Here is a 17,235-nt window from a genome sequence, read left to right on the forward strand (position 1 = left end):
CCTTATGATACGGATTTATCCCGTTATCGCCCATTCCGCACCGATATCATACGATTTCGTTTAATCGCTTAACCGTACGCCTTGCCAGCGTTCTCCGTCCCATGTCAATTGCAGCTTGAGCTCCTCGCCCGGCGACACCTGCGTCTCCCAGAATTCCGTATGCGGAAGGACTGCTGCAGCGATCTGCCGGATGACGCCTCCATGGGTCACCACAAGCACATCAAGCTCCGCCCTTTGTGCTCCAAGGACATAACCAACTGGCATTGCCTCTGCCTCTGCCTCTGCCTCTGCCTCTGCCTCTGCCTCTGCCTCTGCCTCTGCCTCTGCCTCTGCCTCTGCCTCTGCCTCTGCCTCTGCCTCTGCCTCTGCCTCTGCCTGCACAAGGGTATCCGGATCTTCCTCTATATGCAACAGTTCCTTTAAATCCAAATGCAATCCGGTCAAGAATGCCTGAAGCCGGGAACGGAACGCCTCCCAGCTCTCCCCATTCGGCGGCGTAACTTCTGCGGGGTTATCAATCCAGCGCCGATAGGAGATATCCGATTTCAAATCCTCGTAGGTTTTCCCTTCCCAATCTCCGAAATCGAGCTCGCGCAGCCGCGGATCATACATCACTCCCGGTATAATCCTGCCCAAAACTTCATCGTCAGGAATAGCAGCCATTTTGGAGTCCGATAGGATAACATTCAGCGTCTGTCTGCATCGAAGGAGATCGCTGCAATAGATCCGGACAAACTGCCCGGTAAAAAACCTATCCCGAAGCGGGAGGAGCTGTTCCCTTTCCTCAATCAGGATTCCCTGATCCTCATGGCCGAGATAACGGCGCTCCTCGTTCCACAACGTGCGGCCGTGACGGACCAGATGCAGCGTGATCCTCATATCCATAGGTTTCCTCCGGCTGCGGCAACAAGCCCAAGCACCAGGGTACCCAGCAACGTAAACAATACCGATACGCCCAGCAGCAGACGGTTTGTCACCCGAATATGCTCCGCTTCAAGCGGGCGTTCGGGATCCCCCATATAAGCCCGGAACGAGATCACGCCTTGATAGGAATTCTCGCCTCCCAGACGAACCCCCAGCGCACCGGCAACGGCCGATTCCGGGAAGCCGCTGTTCGGACTGGGGTGCTTTCGCGCATCTCTTCTGACCATTTTGATCGCTTTTTTCCATTGCAGCGACAACATGGCAGCCACCATGGTCAACAGTCCTGCCGTCAGACGTGCCGGTATCCAATTGGCGATATCGTCCAGCCTTGCGGATGCCCAGCCGATATGCTGGTATTTGTCGTTTTTATATCCGACCATGGAGTCGAGCGTATTCACGGCCCGGTAGGCCATCGCCAGCGGCGCTCCCCCGATCAGGGCAAAAAACAACGGAGCGATGACCGCATCCACGATATTCTCCGCAACCGTCTCCACCGTTCCCCGCACGATCTCCGGCTCATCCAGATGACCGGTGTCTCTTCCGACAACCATGCTGAGCGAGCGTCTGGCCTCCGCGATTTTCCCGGAGCGAAGATGGCCGTAGACCTCCAATCCGGCTTCACGCAGCCCTTTGATGGCAATCGTAGTCGCAATAAGCACGATCTCTACTCCCCACGCTAGCCAAGGATGAATCGCTCCGCACAGCTCCAGCAGCAGCCATGCCAGCACGAAGGATCCGCCGGCCACGATCACCGGCAGCAGAATGCCCGCTCGCTTCAGGCTCTGAGCGGTAGTCGCCCGTTGGCGTATCCAGCCTTCAACCCGGCGAACGGCTTTCCCCATGCCGATGACAGGATGGGGAAGCCATCTCGGATCTCCGATCAGCAGGTCCAGCACGACCGCTGCCCAAATGACCCATACGACGGTCATATCCGGTCCTCTCTTTCGGTAATAATGCTTTCCATAACACTCTCGTAGACAAGACGGCCGATCATGCCGCCCAGATCGGTTGCGGTTCCGGCATAATGGTGGTTCACGCCATACGCTGCATTGCCGCTGACCCCAAGGACCATTGCGTCCGTTGTCGTTCCGGTCGCAACGCCTCCGGTCTCATGATCCCTCACGCCCAGATCATGCAGCGCAGCGGCTTTCGCTTCCGTCGCCGTCAGCATCGCGTTCACCATGCAAGCCGGCGTCATCATCCCGTCCACCATCAACATGATATTAATCGTGCCCGGCTGATAAGCGGCAAAGGTCGTACGACTCGACCCGGCACGGGCTGCATTGCCCACGCCGGCGGTGGTGCAGCACAGGATGGAGGCTTGTTCACTCCGCTCTTCCCGAATAGAGGCATACTTCAGTTTTACCGCTGTCATCAATCCAGCTGTGGATTCAGCCGGATAACCGTGAACAGCCATAAAGTTAACCATATCGTTCACAGGGTCGCTGCAATCGTAGTGCTTGTCCACATAACGGTTCACGATATGATCCAAATGCAGAAATCCGCCGCCGTATATGGCGCTGCTTATGGACGCAGCCGGCTCCGGAAGCGAGATCCGGATATGCGGATGCTGCCGCTCCGATTCCAAGTACACTGTGGCTCCCGGCCATGCATCCGAGCAATACGGACGCGTGTTGCCTTTCAGAAAAGGTACTGCCATGTTTTTTTCTCTCCCTGCTCCTTAAATATCTGAACCAACTGTAGCGTTCTTCCTATAGCTCTGCTGCTAAACATCCCTATGTCACGCCAGCAGAAGAATTTCCAAGGACCTCTGCGGTTATGGCCAGCAGCCTGTCATTAGCTCCGGCATCCTTAACGGCTAGCCGGATATGACGCTCACCAAGTCCCGGGTACATGGCGCAGCTGCGGACAAGCACGCCGCGTCTGCCCATCTCCGACTGAAACCTCCCGGCACTCCATGGCCGCGGAAGCTCCATGAGTAGAAAATTAGCCTCGCCCGGCGTAACGTCTAGCTCCAGCGCTTGTAACCCCCGTATGAGCTTCTCGCGCTCTGCGCGAATCAATTGCAGCGTATCCAGTTCATATTCCCTGCCGCTGCCAAGACAAGCCTCTCCGGCAAGCAGCGCCAGTCCATTGACGCTCCACGTCACCTGTTTGCCTGCCATCTTGCGTATCACGTCAGGATGCGCGACCGTATATCCGAGCCGCAGGCCTGGAATCGCATAAAACTTGGTCATCGACCGGACAATGACCGTCCGCGGATAGTCCTGCAGCTCCGGCATCAAGGTCTGTCTGTCCACCGGCGGAATGAAATCGATGAAGGCTTCATCCAGCACCAGCCAGGTCCCTTCTTGCTCTGCACATACCGCTATTTCACGAATATCCTCCAGGCTGTATTGAACCCCGTTCGGATTGTTGGGCTGGCCCAAAAACACGAGATCCGTACGGGCCAACAGCTCCATAACATCCGCCTTGTCTGCTCTCCAGTCCCTCTCCGGATGTCCGCACACGGAGTGGATGTCCGAACCAAATTTTAAGGACAATTCCCGATATTCGGAAAAACACGGGTCAACTACGCCCACAATCCCTGGCGTAAGACCCATCAACAATAGCGCCATGCACTCTGCCGCTCCGTTGCCGACAAGGATTTGTCTGGTATCGGTGCCTAACTCAGCTGCGAGCCGCTCCTTGAACCTGCGGTGTCCCGGATCCGGATAACGAATGACCGCACTCATTCCCTCTTGCAAGGCCGTCATAACGCCTTGCGGCGGTCCGAGCGGGTTAATATTGGCGCTGTAATCCAGGAAAGCCGAGGCTTTCCTTCCGAATGCGGCAGCCGCCGTCTCCACGTCTCCTCCATGGCCGTACACCTCGATCAAGGGCTGTTTTTTGTCGTTCATAAGGGCTCCTCCTGTTCCATGTCCCGGCTCTTGCAAGCCCTGCCGTTATGTAATGCCATCATTATGTCGCTACCGTCCCTGCCTCGTCAACATGGAATGCTTTGTCTCTGCCTTAAAATTGGTTTACAATAGTCTGGAAGCACCACATTTTGATTTGTGACGACGGAGGATACTATGCTATTTATCGATAATCAGGGGATCCACGATCCTTCCATTAACCTAGCGATTGAAGAATATGCCTTGAAGCACTTGTCCATGGACGAGAGCTACCTTCTTTTTTATATCAACAAGCCTTCCATTATTATCGGAAAGCATCAGAATACGATCGAAGAGATCAACCAGGAATACGTTCGTGACAACAACATTCAGGTTGTGCGCCGGCTGTCCGGGGGCGGAGCCGTATACCATGATCTCGGCAACCTGAATTTCAGCTTCATTACGAAGGATGACGGACAGTCCTTCCACAACTTCCTGAAGTTCACGCAGCCGGTTATCGACTTCCTGCAAAAGATGGGCGTGCCCGCCGAGCTTAGCGGCCGGAATGACCTGCAGGTCGGCGAGAAGAAAATTTCGGGGAACGCGCAGTTTTCGACGCGGGGACGCATGTTCAGCCACGGCACGCTCATGTTTGACCTGAACCTGGATGATGTCCAAGCCTCGCTGAATGCCAATCCGGAAAAATTCAAATCCAAGAGCACCAAATCTGTCCGCAGCCGCGTGGCGAACATCAAGGAGCTGCTTGGCACGGATATGACGATTGAACAGTTCCGCGCCGAGCTGCTTCGCTCGATTTTCGGTATGGAACCGGATCAAGTACCGCAATACGTCCTTCAAGAGAAGGACTGGGAGATGATCAACCAGATCTCGAAGGAACGCTACCAGAACTGGGATTGGAACTATGGGCTATCCCCGGAAAGCAATGTGAAGCATGCCAAGAAGTTCCCGGTGGGCATTATCGATATCCGGATGGACATCCGTGAAGGACATATCGGAGAGATCAAGATTTACGGCGACTTCTTCGGCGTCGGCGATGTCGCTGATATCGAGAACCTGCTCCGCGGCAAACGGTATGAAGAAACTGCGGTGCGCACCGCGTTATCCGGCATCGACGTCAAGTTTTACTTCGGCAACCTTGAGCTCGACGATCTGATCGGCTTGATTTTCCTTGAGGAATAGAGCCGGCTCGTATTAAATAAGCCTCCCGCCCGTATGCAGCATGCACAAGGGTGGGAGGCTTTTTCATTTCAAACAGGTATACCTCGGGTCAAGAGGAGGCCATAAACACATACCAAACGAGGACCAGCGTTAACACAATGCAGGCATTCTCTACCGTGCGTCCCCATTTGCTTCCTGTGCTCATGATTTTCAGTTTAATTCTCCATTTGAACGGAGGAAGCGGGCGGATTCCGCGATTGGTCAATGCATCTGCAAGCAAATGAATGGAGTAGGATAAACCGCCGGCAAACCATAGGCTTTCCCCGCCGATCTTGCCCTGCGACGCGAAATACAGCAGGCCCGTCCATCCGGCAGCGGCATAGACGGTATGGGTTAACCCCCGGTGGGTCACCAAGGAGCCTGCAATAAGCACGCTGCCTGCGATCGTGTTCCACGGGCTGAAGCCCTGCCCAAATGATATCAGTCCGAGACCGATCAGGAACATGACGATATGGCGCAGGGTCCGGCTTGGCAGGTACGAAACCACCCCGATCAGTCCGGCCAGGGCGACGTTCCATGGGGCATACTCCTTGCCGTAGAAGACAACAAAGATGGCTGCGCCGATCATGGCCAGCTGTAGGATTCGCAGCAACCCGGAAGGAAGCGCCTTGCGCACCAGCAGAGAGTTGGGCTCGTCAATATCGGGAAGCAGCGCGCTAACCAAAGCCACTGCGGCAGCCGGCAATGTGACAGGCACTCCGCTCATGCCCATGACGGATAACGTGACCCCTGTGCTAATAATCAAATGAGCTCTGCCCATCATGATGACAATCTTCCTTTCTAAGCTCAATGCTGACTATGGGATCGATGGATCGCTTGCCGACCTTCACCTCCGATAGCCCAGGGTCATGAGAATGTACGTTCGGTTCATTAGTATAGCAAAATCATCCTCTTTTTGTCTACCCCTCCCACTTGGGTTAGGCCTAAAAATGGTTGTCCGATTCTCTGATATGGGATACAATTTGATCACTTGCCCAAGGTTACGACCGGGGACGAATGCACGGGAATCTCATCAGGAGTTTCACATCTTCAAGAAAGGATGACTACCGAGTGAATCGCTCACGAATTGCCGATCTCAGCCTGCTTCTGGTGGCCATGATGTGGGGATCTACGTTCCTCATCGTTCAGCATGCGGTCCGCGTGTTCCCGCCGATGGCTTTCAATTCAGTCCGCTTTCTGGGAGCGGCCCTGCTCCTTGCATGGATCATCACCCTCTTTTACCGGAGCCAGTGGAAGCTAATAACCGGCAAAATGCTGCTGCATGCTTGCCTGCTGGGTCTTTTTTTATTTATAGGGTACGCGTTTCAAACCGCGGGCCTTCTGTACACCACCACGTCCAATACAGGCTTCATTACCGGCTTGTCCGTCGTGCTGGTCCCTTTCATATCCTATGCTCTGCTAAGGCACTCCATCTCCAAATTCACCTGGATCAGCGCTTTGCTTGCGGTGGCAGGGCTGTATCTGCTTACCTTCACCGAATCCGGCATGAGCCTGAATAAAGGGGATTTGCTGGTGCTCGTTTGCGCCATCGGTTTTGCGCTCCATATCGGTTACACGGGCGTTTATGCCGGGAGATACCCTGCTTTGCTGCTGGCGGCGCTCCAGATGGCTGTCGTGGGGATATTGAGCTTAGCGGCATCTGCGCTAACCGAGCATGTCGGCAATGTGACCAACCTGATGGGGAAGCTGACCCAGCCGAACGTGCTGTGGGCGCTGGCTGTATCCATCGGACCTACCAGCGCATTCGCCTTCTGGATCCAAACCGTCTGTCAAAAATATACGACGCCGTCCAGGGTGGCCATCATCTATGCAACGGAGCCGGTATTCGCCGCGCTGACCGGAATCCTGTTCGCGGGAGAGCGGCTTACGCTCATCGGCGGCATCGGTTGTCTATGCATTTTGGCAGGAATGATGATTGCGGAATTGAAGTCTGCGCCACAGAAGGTACAATAGAGTTAAAGACAGAGACAGAAACAAAAGGAGAGATACCCATGACAACTTACAAATTGATGGCCATCGACATTGACGATACCTTGATCAATGACGATAAGGAAGTAACCCCCGGCGTCCAGCAGGCGCTTGAGCAAGCCGTAGCCCACGGTGTCGTTGTGACACTGGCAACCGGGCGTGCCTATGCGTCCGCTCAAGCTATTGCGCGTCAAACCGGACTCAACGTTCCCATTATCACCTACCAGGGCGCCCTGATTAAAAATCTGCTCGACGAGAAGGTTCTCTACGAACGCTTTGTACCCGTCGATGCAGCCGTGAAGCTGTATGAATACTGCGTAGAGCACAATCTCCATCTGCAAACCTACATCGATGACAAGCTGTATGCCCGTGAAGAGAATCAGAAGCTGATCGATTACTGTGCCCTGAACCGGACGCCGTATTACATCGAGCCTGATTTTATGAAAATGGTTCAGCAACCGACCCCGAAAATGCTCATCATTGACGATCCGGACTATCTGGATGAACTGATCCCTGTATTCCGTGAGCTGCTGGGCGATGACATGCACATTACCAAATCCAAACCGCATTTTCTGGAGTTCATGCATAAGGAAGGCACGAAGGGACATGCGCTCACCTTCCTTGCCGATCATTTCGGCTGCGACCTCAAGGAAACCATCGCTGTCGGAGATTCCTGGAACGATCACGAGATGCTGGAAGCCGCCGGTCTTGGCGTCGCTATGGGCAATGCGATCGAGCCGCTTAAGGCGATTGCCGATTACGTTACGCTTGGGAATAACGAAGACGGCGTGAAACATGTCATTGATAAATTCGTGCTCAACCAAGGTTAATATCCGGAACAAATAAATCTGCGCAATTAAGCCTCCATGATATCCATGGGGGCTTGTTCATGTCCTTTAAAAAACGCAGCCAGTGCGTTCCCTAACAGGTCACGAGGGACGGCGCAGAGCCTTCGCGGCTTGTCCGTCATTCCCGATCCGGGTTAAACGTTAGAATCGGCTTCAGAAGCGCCGCATCGTTGAACTCCAGCAGGCCAACCTCCATGCACAGCTCCATCAATTTATGAATGCCGTTGTATTGCTGCAGATTCCGTTGATGGATGACGGACAACGCTTCGCGAACCATTTTTTGGGCCTGTTCAATGCTCTGATGCTCCACGGCCTGAATAATCTCCTTGATACTCTCCAAGTAATATACGGTCCGCCTGAGCGAGCGGATCAGCAAAATCTGCCTGACTTGCGACGGGGTATACAGCCGATATCCATTCTCGGGGTTTCGATCCGGGGTGATCAAGCCTTCCTTCTCCCAGTGACGGATGGCGGACGATTCCACGTTGGTCAGTTCGGCGACCTCGCCGATTGTCATATGGGGTTTGAGCTTTTTATCCTTGATGATGTTAAGTTCGGGATTCTCGAGCAAGGCAAGCGTTTCGTCTGCAATGTTTTTTTCCTGCAACAGTTTGACCTGCTCCCCATTCACGAGCCAGAGGGCTTCATCCATCTCCCTCTTCTGAATGTGGCGAATCACATCATAAGTAACCGCGTACCCAAAGCCCGGAAACATGGCGCGCAGACAACGGAAGTAAGCCATGTGCATTTGCGTGTATAAACGGTAGCCCTTCTCGTTCCGGGCAGGAGGGGGTACCACTCCCCAAGATTCATAATGCCTTAAAGCACTCGTGCTGATTTGCAGCTCTTTGGCGATATCTTTCGGCTTGTAGTAATGCATGCCGTTCCCTCCCCAATCACGATTGAGAACCTACTTTACCAGAATCGCAAGCCATTGGCAAACCTTAAATTAAAACATTAAAGTGCTATGAGAAGATTTATTGGATGACATCCTCGACATGGTTGGATCCGCTGCAAGACATCTTCTCACTTGCATCAATGTTGTATATTGAGTGGTGTAGAGGCAAGATGAACTTATTATTAACCGCGGGAGGCTGATTATGATGAACGTGCACATAACCGAGGAGTTTCCACAGAATCAAGAATACATGGATCTAAAAGCAGCTGCAGGGCTGCCTGAGGTTGAGATTTCGGCCATAGCAACAGCGCTAAACCGCAGCGTGCTGTCCCTTCTGGCCAGAGACGACAATGACCGGCTGATCGGGATGGGAAGGGTCGTAGGGGATGGCGCTTTCTATTTTCAACTGGTGGATATTATGGTTGCGGACTCCCACCTTGATCAAGGGGTTGAAGAGATGATCGTGTCCGAGCTGCTCTCCCGGCTGGCAAAAATAGCGCCAAGCGGAGCCGAGGTCACCGTCATCACCGACGTGCCCGGAATCAAGCTGTACCAACATGCCGGCTTCAAGCTGCTGTACCCTGATCGATACGGCATGGCCAGGTCTGTGTAAGAGAGCGGGGCCTTCAAACCTGTGTATGGCATCTCACTGGGCTGCGAATTGTTTCCGCTGCATCTCGCTTTCTTTCATTATTCAAATAGTCCTCGAATTGTTGATAAATCAATATTGACTCATGAAACGGCTGTTCCGGATTGTTTCTATTGTGGTATAATCAATATATAGGAAGCGTAAAATAATAAAAGTCACGATGCTCGATACATCGTGACTTTTAACAAAGGCCAGTGGGCTACCCACGGCGAGAGATTCATACGAAATGAAAAACCACCGGTTAGGGAGCCAACCTATGAACTGACCCCATAAAGTTAGACATATTATTTTATTAGGCAATTTGTTGGGCATGTACCGGACTCATGCCTTTTAGTTTTGCTTTAATTCGCTTGTGATTGTAATAATCGATATATGTAGAAAGTTCTTGTTTAAACTGCTCAATACTTTCAAATTCATTAATATATAGAAACTCAGATTTTATGATTCCAAAAAAGTTCTCAATGACCGCGTTGTCGTAACAGTTACCTTTACGGGACATACTTTGCTTAACACCGCGTTGTTCGAGGGCATGACGATACTGTTTCATCTGGTAATGCCAGCCTTGGTCAGAATGAATCAGAAGAGTATCTTCATCCGTTAGTCGATCGAATGCTTGATCTAGCATGGTTGAAACAAGGGAATAGACGGGTCTTGAACCGATCGTATACGTAATAATCTCCCCATTAAAAAGATCTAACACGGGGAATAAGTACAGTTTTTCTCCAAATAATTTAATCTCTGTTATATCCGTTACCCACTTCTCATTTGGCTTTCAGCGGAGAAGTTACGCTCTAGAATGTTTGATGCAATCTTGCCAACCAAACCTTTATATGAACGATATTTCTTCATGCGTACTAGACACTTCAATCCCAACACGTTCATCAAACGCTGCACCTTTTTGTGATTCACATGGTGACCGCGATTCATTAACTCGTCTCGAATACGGCGATAACCATAACGCCCCTGATGCTCCTCATAAATCGCTTGAATAACGTCCTTTAACTCAGAATCTTTGTCCGGCATACCGAATGTATTCACCCAGTAGTAATACGTGCTACGTGGGATATCTGCGAGCTGGAGGAGTGCTTTCACCGAAAATTCGTTCCTTAGTTCATAGACTACTTGCGCTTTGTCTTGTTTGGTGATTTTTCCTTGTTTTGAACTAAGGTATTCAACTTTTTTAAATAAGCATTCTCCATACGCAAAAGTTCTATCTCTTTCTGTAAAGCCTCTACCGACCCCTTTACAGACTTTTGATCATTCAGTTGTTTTGGATCCTTTTTCATGGATGAACGCCCCTTTTTCTTTGGTTGTAGGGCATCTATTCCATGTAACTCTAAGCTTCTTTGCCAGCTTAGAATGGTACTATGACTCGCAATATTAAATACTGCAGCTGCCTCTCTAATAGACGTCCCATGTTCTTTTATATAATGAAGTACGTCTAGTTTATCCTGTACAGAATACGGTGTATAGCGCTTTTTAAAGACTTCTTCACCATGATGCTCATATTGTCTAATCCAATGTAAAAGGACAGTATGATGGAGTCCTAGTGATTTCGCAATCGATTTCATGCTTTCTGATCCATTTTGATAACGCATAACTGCTTGTAATTTTTCGTCCGAACTAAAATTAGCCATAGAAAAAACTGCACCTCCAATGTTAGATGGTGTCTAACAATTGGGGTGCAGTTCACCTATCGCCGGTGGTTTTTCTTGTCTTTACGTGTTTTCTTCTGTTTTCCGCTACCATGCAAAGTCTTCAGGCCAGCAAAAATACCAACCACTTTTAGTAGCACATCCAGAATCTTCACCAAAAGATCAAGTGACACAGCGTCGCCCCCTTTCGGGTAGCTTCGCCGTGTCAACATCCCACCGGTTACTTTGTCTTCTCTATTATACCATAATCAGGGTATTTATCTTTCTAGTTCTGGCCCTGGATTAGTTTTTGGGAGTTCAACTACATTGGACTTATCGCGGACCTTTGGCTCGTCTCGTTTCATAGAACCCTACGGCTACTTCTATAACTACATCCATACCAGGAATGATTTCTCTTTAATAACTTCCTGGATACGTTCTCTGTTCAAGTGATCGATCTCGCGGATAATGTTATTAGCTGTCTTTTGGATCTCTCCCAGTGCCTATCTAGCCAAGTTCACATCTTTAGCCCAGGTTGCATTGTAATCGGCGCTGTATGCATCCGTATCAAGTCCATCATATTTTTTTCACTTGCTTAGACTCACGGTCATCCCTGTCCTCGCCACGCGGACTCCCTCCGGAAGAGGCAGCTCCTTCCGAACGTCGACGTCATGAGACATATGGGTATACACCGTTTGGCGAGGCTTCACCTCGGCGAGCAGCTCTGCCGCTTCCTTCATATCATAGACGGAGCGCGTCTCAAATTTGGCGGTTTCATGAACAAAGCTGGTTCCGAGGACCAGCAAATCCACGCCATTCAGCGGTTCCTTTTCCGCAGGGCTCAGATTAATCGAGTCGGAATTGTATACCCAGACGTACCCGTCCTTCTGAAACCGGTATGCATAAGAATATCCGTTCTGTCCATGGTTTACCTTCCAGCAGGAAATCTCCCAACCGCCCAGTGAAAATCCATCATCGACTGGCGTCATCTCCATCTGTCGCGGGAGCCATGGATACTGCCTTACAATCTGCTCCAGCACCTCGGCAGGGGCGTATAACCGTCCCTTTTCCCTCTGCCATCTGCAGGCATCGCTCCATTCCGGAAGACCGCCGATATGATCAAAGTGGGCGTGCGTAATCAGCATATCGCTCATCTTCCGCTTTCCCAGCTCCTCCATCATGGAGCGCCAATCCGGGCCGCAGTCGATCATGAAGCACGTTTCATCGCACTCCACCATAACGGCAGAGCGCAAACGCCGATTGATCCCCGTATTCCGGGCTTCCGTGCATACCTCACAATCGCAATATACCCGCGGAACGCCCATGGCATCTCCCGTTCCCAAAAAAGTCAATGTATCCCCGCTCACACGACATCCCCCATTTGTGTTTATAGATTTGTTCTTGTTTGCGTAAACCTTGTCCCTATATTGTATAAGCGCACGAAGAAAAAACAAAGACCGCCCGGATCATCCCGAACGGTCTTTCGTCATTTCGTCTTAAACGGTATCATAGCAATTCATTAAGCAAATGAGGGCTTATTATCGTCAACAGCTCCGCTGATGACCTTGACGTATTTCTTATCTACACCTTCCACAGAAGGACCAACATATACACTGTTCTTGCTTGGGCGTCTAACCGAGCGCTTCCGGGATTTCAGCGTACTCATCATCGGTACGGGTCCCCGAACCACCCAGCTGCTGCCATTGGCGGACCCCTGCGGATGACCTGACGTTCTCTTCTTCTCATTCCTGCTCACGACGAATCCCCTCCAACTAAATGCCTGATGGTACGAAGCAGCTCACGATTCTGTTCTACAACCTCCGCGAGATCTTCATCCGTAAGAATCTCATGTCCCGTAAAATGCACGGACAATACATGATTTACACCTAAAGGATAGCAGAACACATACACCTGCGCAACTTCCTCTTCGTGATAAAATGCCCATTTTCCACTATTATAGACATCTATCACGTAAATCGACTGGTTACTTGGCGAATGTTCCTTACTCCCATCGAACGGGAAATACCGTCCTCTACCTACATTACCCCCAATTTGGGCAATGCCTTCATCTCTTCGGCCCCAGAAGGCGGCCCCGGTCACCCTGAAATCCCCTGCAGCCGGCGGGAGCAAGGAATTTCGGACAGCTTCACTCAGTGCATGATATTTTTCCGCTTCATCACTCACATGCACATTTCGGTTATATTCCCAGAAAAAATGCAGCACGCTTTGCTTGCGCCTCAGTTCCGCATCCTTCTGTTCAATCACGGTGCTCGGGTTGTTGTAGAACCCTTCGGTTTCGATCGCGCTCAGTATATGCCCGCAAGCGACATCGACGGCTGATTTGTAATCGTCATCGCTTCGCAGTTCATATTCGAGCAGCGTTAAGCCCTGCAGGTCGGAGAGTAGATGGTAATCCTTAACGATCACGTCTTGAACGGAACTGCTGTCTGCCTCCACCTGATCCGGGATGATGCAGTACACCCTTCGCCGCCCGAGCCTTCCCCAATACAGTCCCATCTCGAATAGCGTGTTGTCGCGGGTAACAAATACATGTTTGCCTCGAATGAGTGCCACATCATCCGGAGAAAAGACGAACACACCAAAATCACTGGACGCCAGCTGCTTCTCCAAAGCTTCCATCGTATACAGGTTCGCCCCGAACGTTCCGCCGTACCAAGGTGTCACTTGGGCGGACCGTTTGAGCTGTTCGTGGATCGCCCTTGCATACTTGATGGCCTCTCTGGAAGAACCTATGAATAAATTCGGCTTCGGTATGGTCATAGGCACATCCTATTCTCCCTTTGTTATACATTTTAGTCTTATTCGACCATTATAACAAAGTTGCCTATTTTTGGGTGAAAATTATGGCAGGCGCATGTTGGTATAGTATATGCTAAGGTTTCAAAACAGACCCCATAAATAACCATGTGCCGGTGTCCCGATCTTCAATGGCAAAGAAAAAAGGGCGGTCAACATTCATGACGATCGGCTGGGAGGTCAGAGCAGCAGTTGTCTCGATCCCGACTGCTGTAATTGCAGCAGCCTCTGTTCCCTTTTCGCTGACATCAACTACGGTTTTGTGTTTTATCTTATCAATCCAAAATTTCTCTCCATCGGCTGCCATGGCGCTAAAATCAGCTGCATTTCTGTCGAATGCCTGAATCATCCCCAAACTTTGAAGCGCATTCGGGAGCTCGAAGGTCTGTTCCACCTTGAATTTGGGCAGCCCAAGCTGGATGGTCTCATGCGGGAAATCACCTTTCCAGACGGACGCATCCTTCCACAGCTGCTGCTGCAGCTCATCCATGGATGAGGATTCCTTCGGCAAGATGACCAGCATATGCATGCGGCCATCTCCATAAGGAATGCGGATCGCCTGCCAGGACTCCCCTTCTTTGTAACCGTATCGTCCTTCCCGCTTCATCATCGGAATTTTTTGAGTGGTGCCGTCAGAAAGCGTGAATTCTTCATCCACGGTATTCGCCGGATCAAATTCGTCCGTCCACCCGCCGTTAAAATAAATGGCATTGATCAGAACCGCAACGCCGCCCGGAGGCTTATCATATATCGAAGGAATCATGCCGCTCGTCTTGTCGTTCACCCACCGATTTATGGCATCCATTGCATCGGCATGCAACAAGTCGGCCTCCTTAACTTCAGCACGATAGCTATCCTTAACGGCCTGCAAATACGTCTTCTTCATCTCAAGGCCTGGCTGGTGCCAAACGGAATTGGCCACATTCAGCACGACGCCTCCCCCGTTCTCCAGCAATGATCGCAGCTGGCGGTTCCCATCGTTGATATCAGCCACATTCATGCCCTTCCAACCAAGTACGTCGGACATCTCGGCGGCCGTACCGCCCGCTGTCCCGTTATAGGCCAGTGCCAAAGCTTGCGTAACGCTATACGGGGAAATAATCAGATTATCACTTTTGTACTCCGGGTTATTCGCTAACGCCTGATGCAATCGTAAGCCAAAATCATTCTGCGCTTCCACCATGCCGGTATCAATCTTGGTCAATACCTCTTTACGTTCCTCAGCCGACAATTCCTTCACTTTGGGCAGCTTATCCACCATGGCTTGCGGTTCCCCTGACTGGATATCGCTGCCCTGAACGCAAGCGGTAAGCCCCATAAGTAAACATAGGCCCGAGAATATCATCCTTTTTCGCATATCCTTGTCCCCCTTCAATCTCAAATTCTTTGTCTATCTGCTATTGACGGAATGGCGTCACCTAATGTTTCATATAAAGGATCATTTATCCAAATTTAGTTGGCAACCAACTTGTTCACCGTTACAATGTAGAGAACCCGGACCGTACTTAAGCATGTACAGAATACAGAGCGAAAGGAATTTCTACATATGCAAAAAATTCGCCTTGAAGGCAGCAATGTGACGCTAAGATCCAGGAAACCCGAGGATACCCCGGTTCTATATAATCTGATCTATGGCACGAAGAATCCGGAATGGAAAAAATACGACGCTCCTTATTTCTCGCTCAAGCAGATTTCCTACGAAATATTTGAAACGCAGTGGAACGCCGACTTCGAAACCGATCAATTTCCGAGTGATTTGCTCATCGAAGCAGAGGGAAAGACGATTGGCATCGTCACGTTCTATTGGGAGCATGAAGCCTCACGCTGGCTGGAAGCGGGCATCCTGATTTACGATCCGAGCCATTGGAGCGGCGGATACGGCACGGAAGCGCTGTCGCTATGGGTGGAATGCCTGTTTCAAAATCTCACCATCGCTCGTGTCGGCATCACCACCTGGTCCGGCAATCCGAGAATGATGCGCTGCGCGGAGAAGGTTGGCATGCAGCTCGAAGGCCGTATGCGAAAGTGCAGATATTACGAGGGCGTTTACTACGATTCCATTCGCATGGGCATTCTGCGCGAAGAATGGGAAGCGCGGAAATTGAGCGTGTAGGGCAAGGATTGTACGGCACCATCCGTTTACATGGAAAACTTCCAGTACATGAGGCGTTATTCAGATCATCGCTTAATGTTCTATATATACAAATAAGAGCCGGCCAGGAGATCCTGGACGGCTCGCTTTTTTGTCTTTTTTGATCGACGGACCATGTACGAAACGCAGCTCAGCACGCGACTGACCCTCATGAACCCTCAATCGCTCCCGTTTGCCGCGAGCATCATAGACCGGCCAGCACCTGATACCAGACTCCGCGCTTGGAATACAGCGTCTCGCGCACCTGATCCCATCCACCCAGATACTCGATATCGAATAACCCCGGCGGGTTGGAAAACTGATCCTTCGTCTGTTCATACACCGATTCTTCAACTGGACGGAACCCATACTTCACGAATATGCTCTGCGCCTCCGGCGTGCGCAAGTACTCTACGAAAGCTGCCGATACATCCAGCGTGCCGTGTTTTTCAGCGAAACGCTCGACGACTGCAGCCGGATTCTCGATCAGCATCGTGTGCTGCGGCACAACGATATCATATTGGACGCCTTGGGCAATCCGGGCGAGCAGCTCGTTCTCATACGTGACGATCACGTCGCCGACCCCGTATTCAAAAGCCGCCATGGAAGCCCGCCCGCTTTTATCGAGCGATTCCACATTGCGGTGAACCGCTTCAAGGAAAGCTTTCGCTTCGGCAGGATCACGCTTTCCGTTCTCTTCCGATAGTTTCAGCCCCGCGCCGTAGATCGCGTTAATGTCCCACTGGGCGCCGCCCGAGGTCTTCGGATTCGGATACAGCACCTTGACGTCCGATCGGGTCAGATCGTCAAAATCCCGTATTCCTTTCGGATTTCCCTCGCGCGTGCCGAGAACGACAATCGATCGTGTCACCATGCCGTTATACGGCTGAGATTTCCACTCCGGGTCCACAAGCCCTTCCCGAACCAGCTTGTCGACATCCCCTTCCATGGCAAGCAGCGTTACGTCGGCCTCAAATCCGCCCGTGATGGCACGAGCTTGTGTTCCGGAAGCCTCGTAGGATTCCTGAAACCGAATGGTTTCTCCCGTCTGCTCCTTCCACTGCGCTTGAAAAGCAGGGATGATCTCGGACAGGGCATCTCTGGCCACGCTGTACGCGCCCAGAACGATCGTTCTCTCTCCCGCTCGGGATATCACTTCTTCGCGATCCGGCGAATCACTGGCGCATCCTGCCATAAAAAAACTGAAGAGAAGCGCCATGCCAACCAGCAGGAATGAGGTGCGTTTCATATTTAAGATCCGCATGAATGAATCCACTTCCCTTCGGATAT

The 17,235-nt window shown here is 51.3% G+C and carries 17 protein-coding genes and 1 pseudogene; 5 read left to right on the forward strand and 13 right to left on the reverse strand.

What is annotated here, in order from left to right; all coding sequences use genetic code 11:
* Nucleotides 1–60 precede the first annotated feature (60 nt).
* From BJP58_RS13810 to cobD, 4 genes are all read right to left on the reverse strand, one after another.
* Nucleotides 61–885, reverse strand: a complete 825-nt coding sequence (locus BJP58_RS13810; protein ID WP_194544372.1) for a histidine phosphatase family protein — start codon at nt 883–885, stop codon at nt 61–63.
* Entirely contained in the window at nt 876–1,853 is a 978-nt protein-coding gene (cbiB, locus tag BJP58_RS13815; protein ID WP_194544373.1) for an adenosylcobinamide-phosphate synthase CbiB, read from the reverse strand. Before cbiB ends, BJP58_RS13810 begins: the two co-directional genes overlap by 10 nt.
* Nucleotides 1,850–2,584 carry an adenosylcobinamide amidohydrolase gene (locus BJP58_RS13820; RefSeq protein WP_194544374.1) on the reverse strand — a complete coding sequence of 245 codons (735 nt, stop codon included), beginning with the start codon at nt 2,582–2,584 and terminating at the stop codon, nt 1,850–1,852. Before BJP58_RS13820 ends, cbiB begins: the two co-directional genes overlap by 4 nt.
* Before the next feature lie 76 nt (nt 2,585–2,660).
* Nucleotides 2,661–3,785 (reverse strand): threonine-phosphate decarboxylase CobD, encoded by a 1,125-nt coding sequence (cobD, locus tag BJP58_RS13825; protein WP_194544375.1) that lies wholly within the window; start codon nt 3,783–3,785, stop codon nt 2,661–2,663.
* Nucleotides 3,786–3,959: 174 nt separating this feature from the next.
* Here cobD and BJP58_RS13830 point away from each other — a divergent pair, with 174 nt between their 5' ends.
* Nucleotides 3,960–4,961, forward strand: coding sequence for a lipoate--protein ligase (locus BJP58_RS13830; RefSeq protein ID WP_194544376.1), 1,002 nt, complete (start codon nt 3,960–3,962; stop codon nt 4,959–4,961).
* A gap of 88 nt (nt 4,962–5,049) precedes the next feature.
* Here the strand turns inward: BJP58_RS13830 and BJP58_RS13835 are convergent, their stop codons facing one another.
* Nucleotides 5,050–5,763 (reverse strand): metal-dependent hydrolase, encoded by a 714-nt coding sequence (locus tag BJP58_RS13835; RefSeq protein ID WP_194544377.1) that lies wholly within the window; start codon nt 5,761–5,763, stop codon nt 5,050–5,052.
* Nucleotides 5,764–6,050: 287 nt separating this feature from the next.
* Here BJP58_RS13835 and BJP58_RS13840 point away from each other — a divergent pair, with 287 nt between their 5' ends.
* Both BJP58_RS13840 and BJP58_RS13845 read left to right on the forward strand, forming a co-directional pair.
* The gene (locus BJP58_RS13840) at nt 6,051–6,953 is read left to right on the forward strand and encodes a DMT family transporter (RefSeq protein ID WP_194544378.1); all 903 of its coding nucleotides are present in this window, start codon (nt 6,051–6,053) and stop codon (nt 6,951–6,953) included.
* 38 nt (nt 6,954–6,991) lie between these two features.
* The gene (locus BJP58_RS13845; RefSeq protein ID WP_071222628.1) at nt 6,992–7,798 is read left to right on the forward strand and encodes a Cof-type HAD-IIB family hydrolase; all 807 of its coding nucleotides are present in this window, start codon (nt 6,992–6,994) and stop codon (nt 7,796–7,798) included.
* Nucleotides 7,799–7,934: 136 nt separating this feature from the next.
* Here the strand turns inward: BJP58_RS13845 and BJP58_RS13850 are convergent, their stop codons facing one another.
* The gene (locus BJP58_RS13850) at nt 7,935–8,696 is read right to left on the reverse strand and encodes a TioE family transcriptional regulator (protein WP_071222627.1); all 762 of its coding nucleotides are present in this window, start codon (nt 8,694–8,696) and stop codon (nt 7,935–7,937) included.
* Between the two features lie 220 nt (nt 8,697–8,916).
* Between BJP58_RS13850 and BJP58_RS13855 the strand changes: the two genes are divergently transcribed.
* Nucleotides 8,917–9,327, forward strand: a complete 411-nt coding sequence (locus BJP58_RS13855; RefSeq protein ID WP_194544379.1) for a GNAT family protein — start codon at nt 8,917–8,919, stop codon at nt 9,325–9,327.
* 328 nt (nt 9,328–9,655) lie between these two features.
* On the opposite strand, the pseudogene BJP58_RS13860 reads toward BJP58_RS13855, so the two are convergent.
* The 6 genes and pseudogenes from BJP58_RS13860 to BJP58_RS13880 form a co-directional block, all read right to left on the reverse strand.
* Nucleotides 9,656–11,000: pseudogene (locus tag BJP58_RS13860) on the reverse strand (IS3 family transposase).
* A gap of 56 nt (nt 11,001–11,056) precedes the next feature.
* Complete coding sequence (locus BJP58_RS33910; protein WP_258394733.1) at nt 11,057–11,191, reverse strand: hypothetical protein; 135 nt, start codon at nt 11,189–11,191, stop codon at nt 11,057–11,059.
* 393 nt (nt 11,192–11,584) lie between these two features.
* The gene (locus BJP58_RS13865) at nt 11,585–12,322 is read right to left on the reverse strand and encodes an MBL fold metallo-hydrolase (protein ID WP_194544937.1); all 738 of its coding nucleotides are present in this window, start codon (nt 12,320–12,322) and stop codon (nt 11,585–11,587) included.
* A 194-nt stretch (nt 12,323–12,516) separates the two neighbouring features.
* On the reverse strand, nt 12,517–12,753 hold the full coding sequence (locus tag BJP58_RS13870) for a hypothetical protein (protein ID WP_071222624.1): 237 nt from the start codon (nt 12,751–12,753) through the stop codon (nt 12,517–12,519).
* Nucleotides 12,750–13,778: a TIR domain-containing protein gene (locus tag BJP58_RS13875; protein ID WP_113061508.1), complete on the reverse strand. Its 1,029-nt coding sequence runs from the start codon at nt 13,776–13,778 to the stop codon at nt 12,750–12,752. The genes BJP58_RS13870 and BJP58_RS13875 overlap by 4 nt, the downstream gene beginning before the upstream one ends.
* Nucleotides 13,779–13,890: 112 nt before the next feature.
* The gene (locus BJP58_RS13880) at nt 13,891–15,171 is read right to left on the reverse strand and encodes a serpin family protein (protein WP_194544380.1); all 1,281 of its coding nucleotides are present in this window, start codon (nt 15,169–15,171) and stop codon (nt 13,891–13,893) included.
* 189 nt (nt 15,172–15,360) lie between these two features.
* Here BJP58_RS13880 and BJP58_RS13885 point away from each other — a divergent pair, with 189 nt between their 5' ends.
* Nucleotides 15,361–15,927 carry a GNAT family N-acetyltransferase gene (locus tag BJP58_RS13885; RefSeq protein ID WP_194544381.1) on the forward strand — a complete coding sequence of 189 codons (567 nt, stop codon included), beginning with the start codon at nt 15,361–15,363 and terminating at the stop codon, nt 15,925–15,927.
* A 223-nt stretch (nt 15,928–16,150) separates the two neighbouring features.
* On the opposite strand, the gene BJP58_RS13890 is transcribed toward BJP58_RS13885, so the two are convergent.
* Nucleotides 16,151–17,209, reverse strand: a complete 1,059-nt coding sequence (locus BJP58_RS13890) for a sulfate ABC transporter substrate-binding protein (protein ID WP_194544382.1) — start codon at nt 17,207–17,209, stop codon at nt 16,151–16,153.
* Between the last annotated feature and the right edge of the window lie 26 nt (nt 17,210–17,235).

The organism is Paenibacillus sp. JZ16 (genome assembly GCF_015326965.1).
Taxonomy (GTDB): Bacteria; Bacillota; Bacilli; order Paenibacillales; family Paenibacillaceae; genus Paenibacillus_AQ.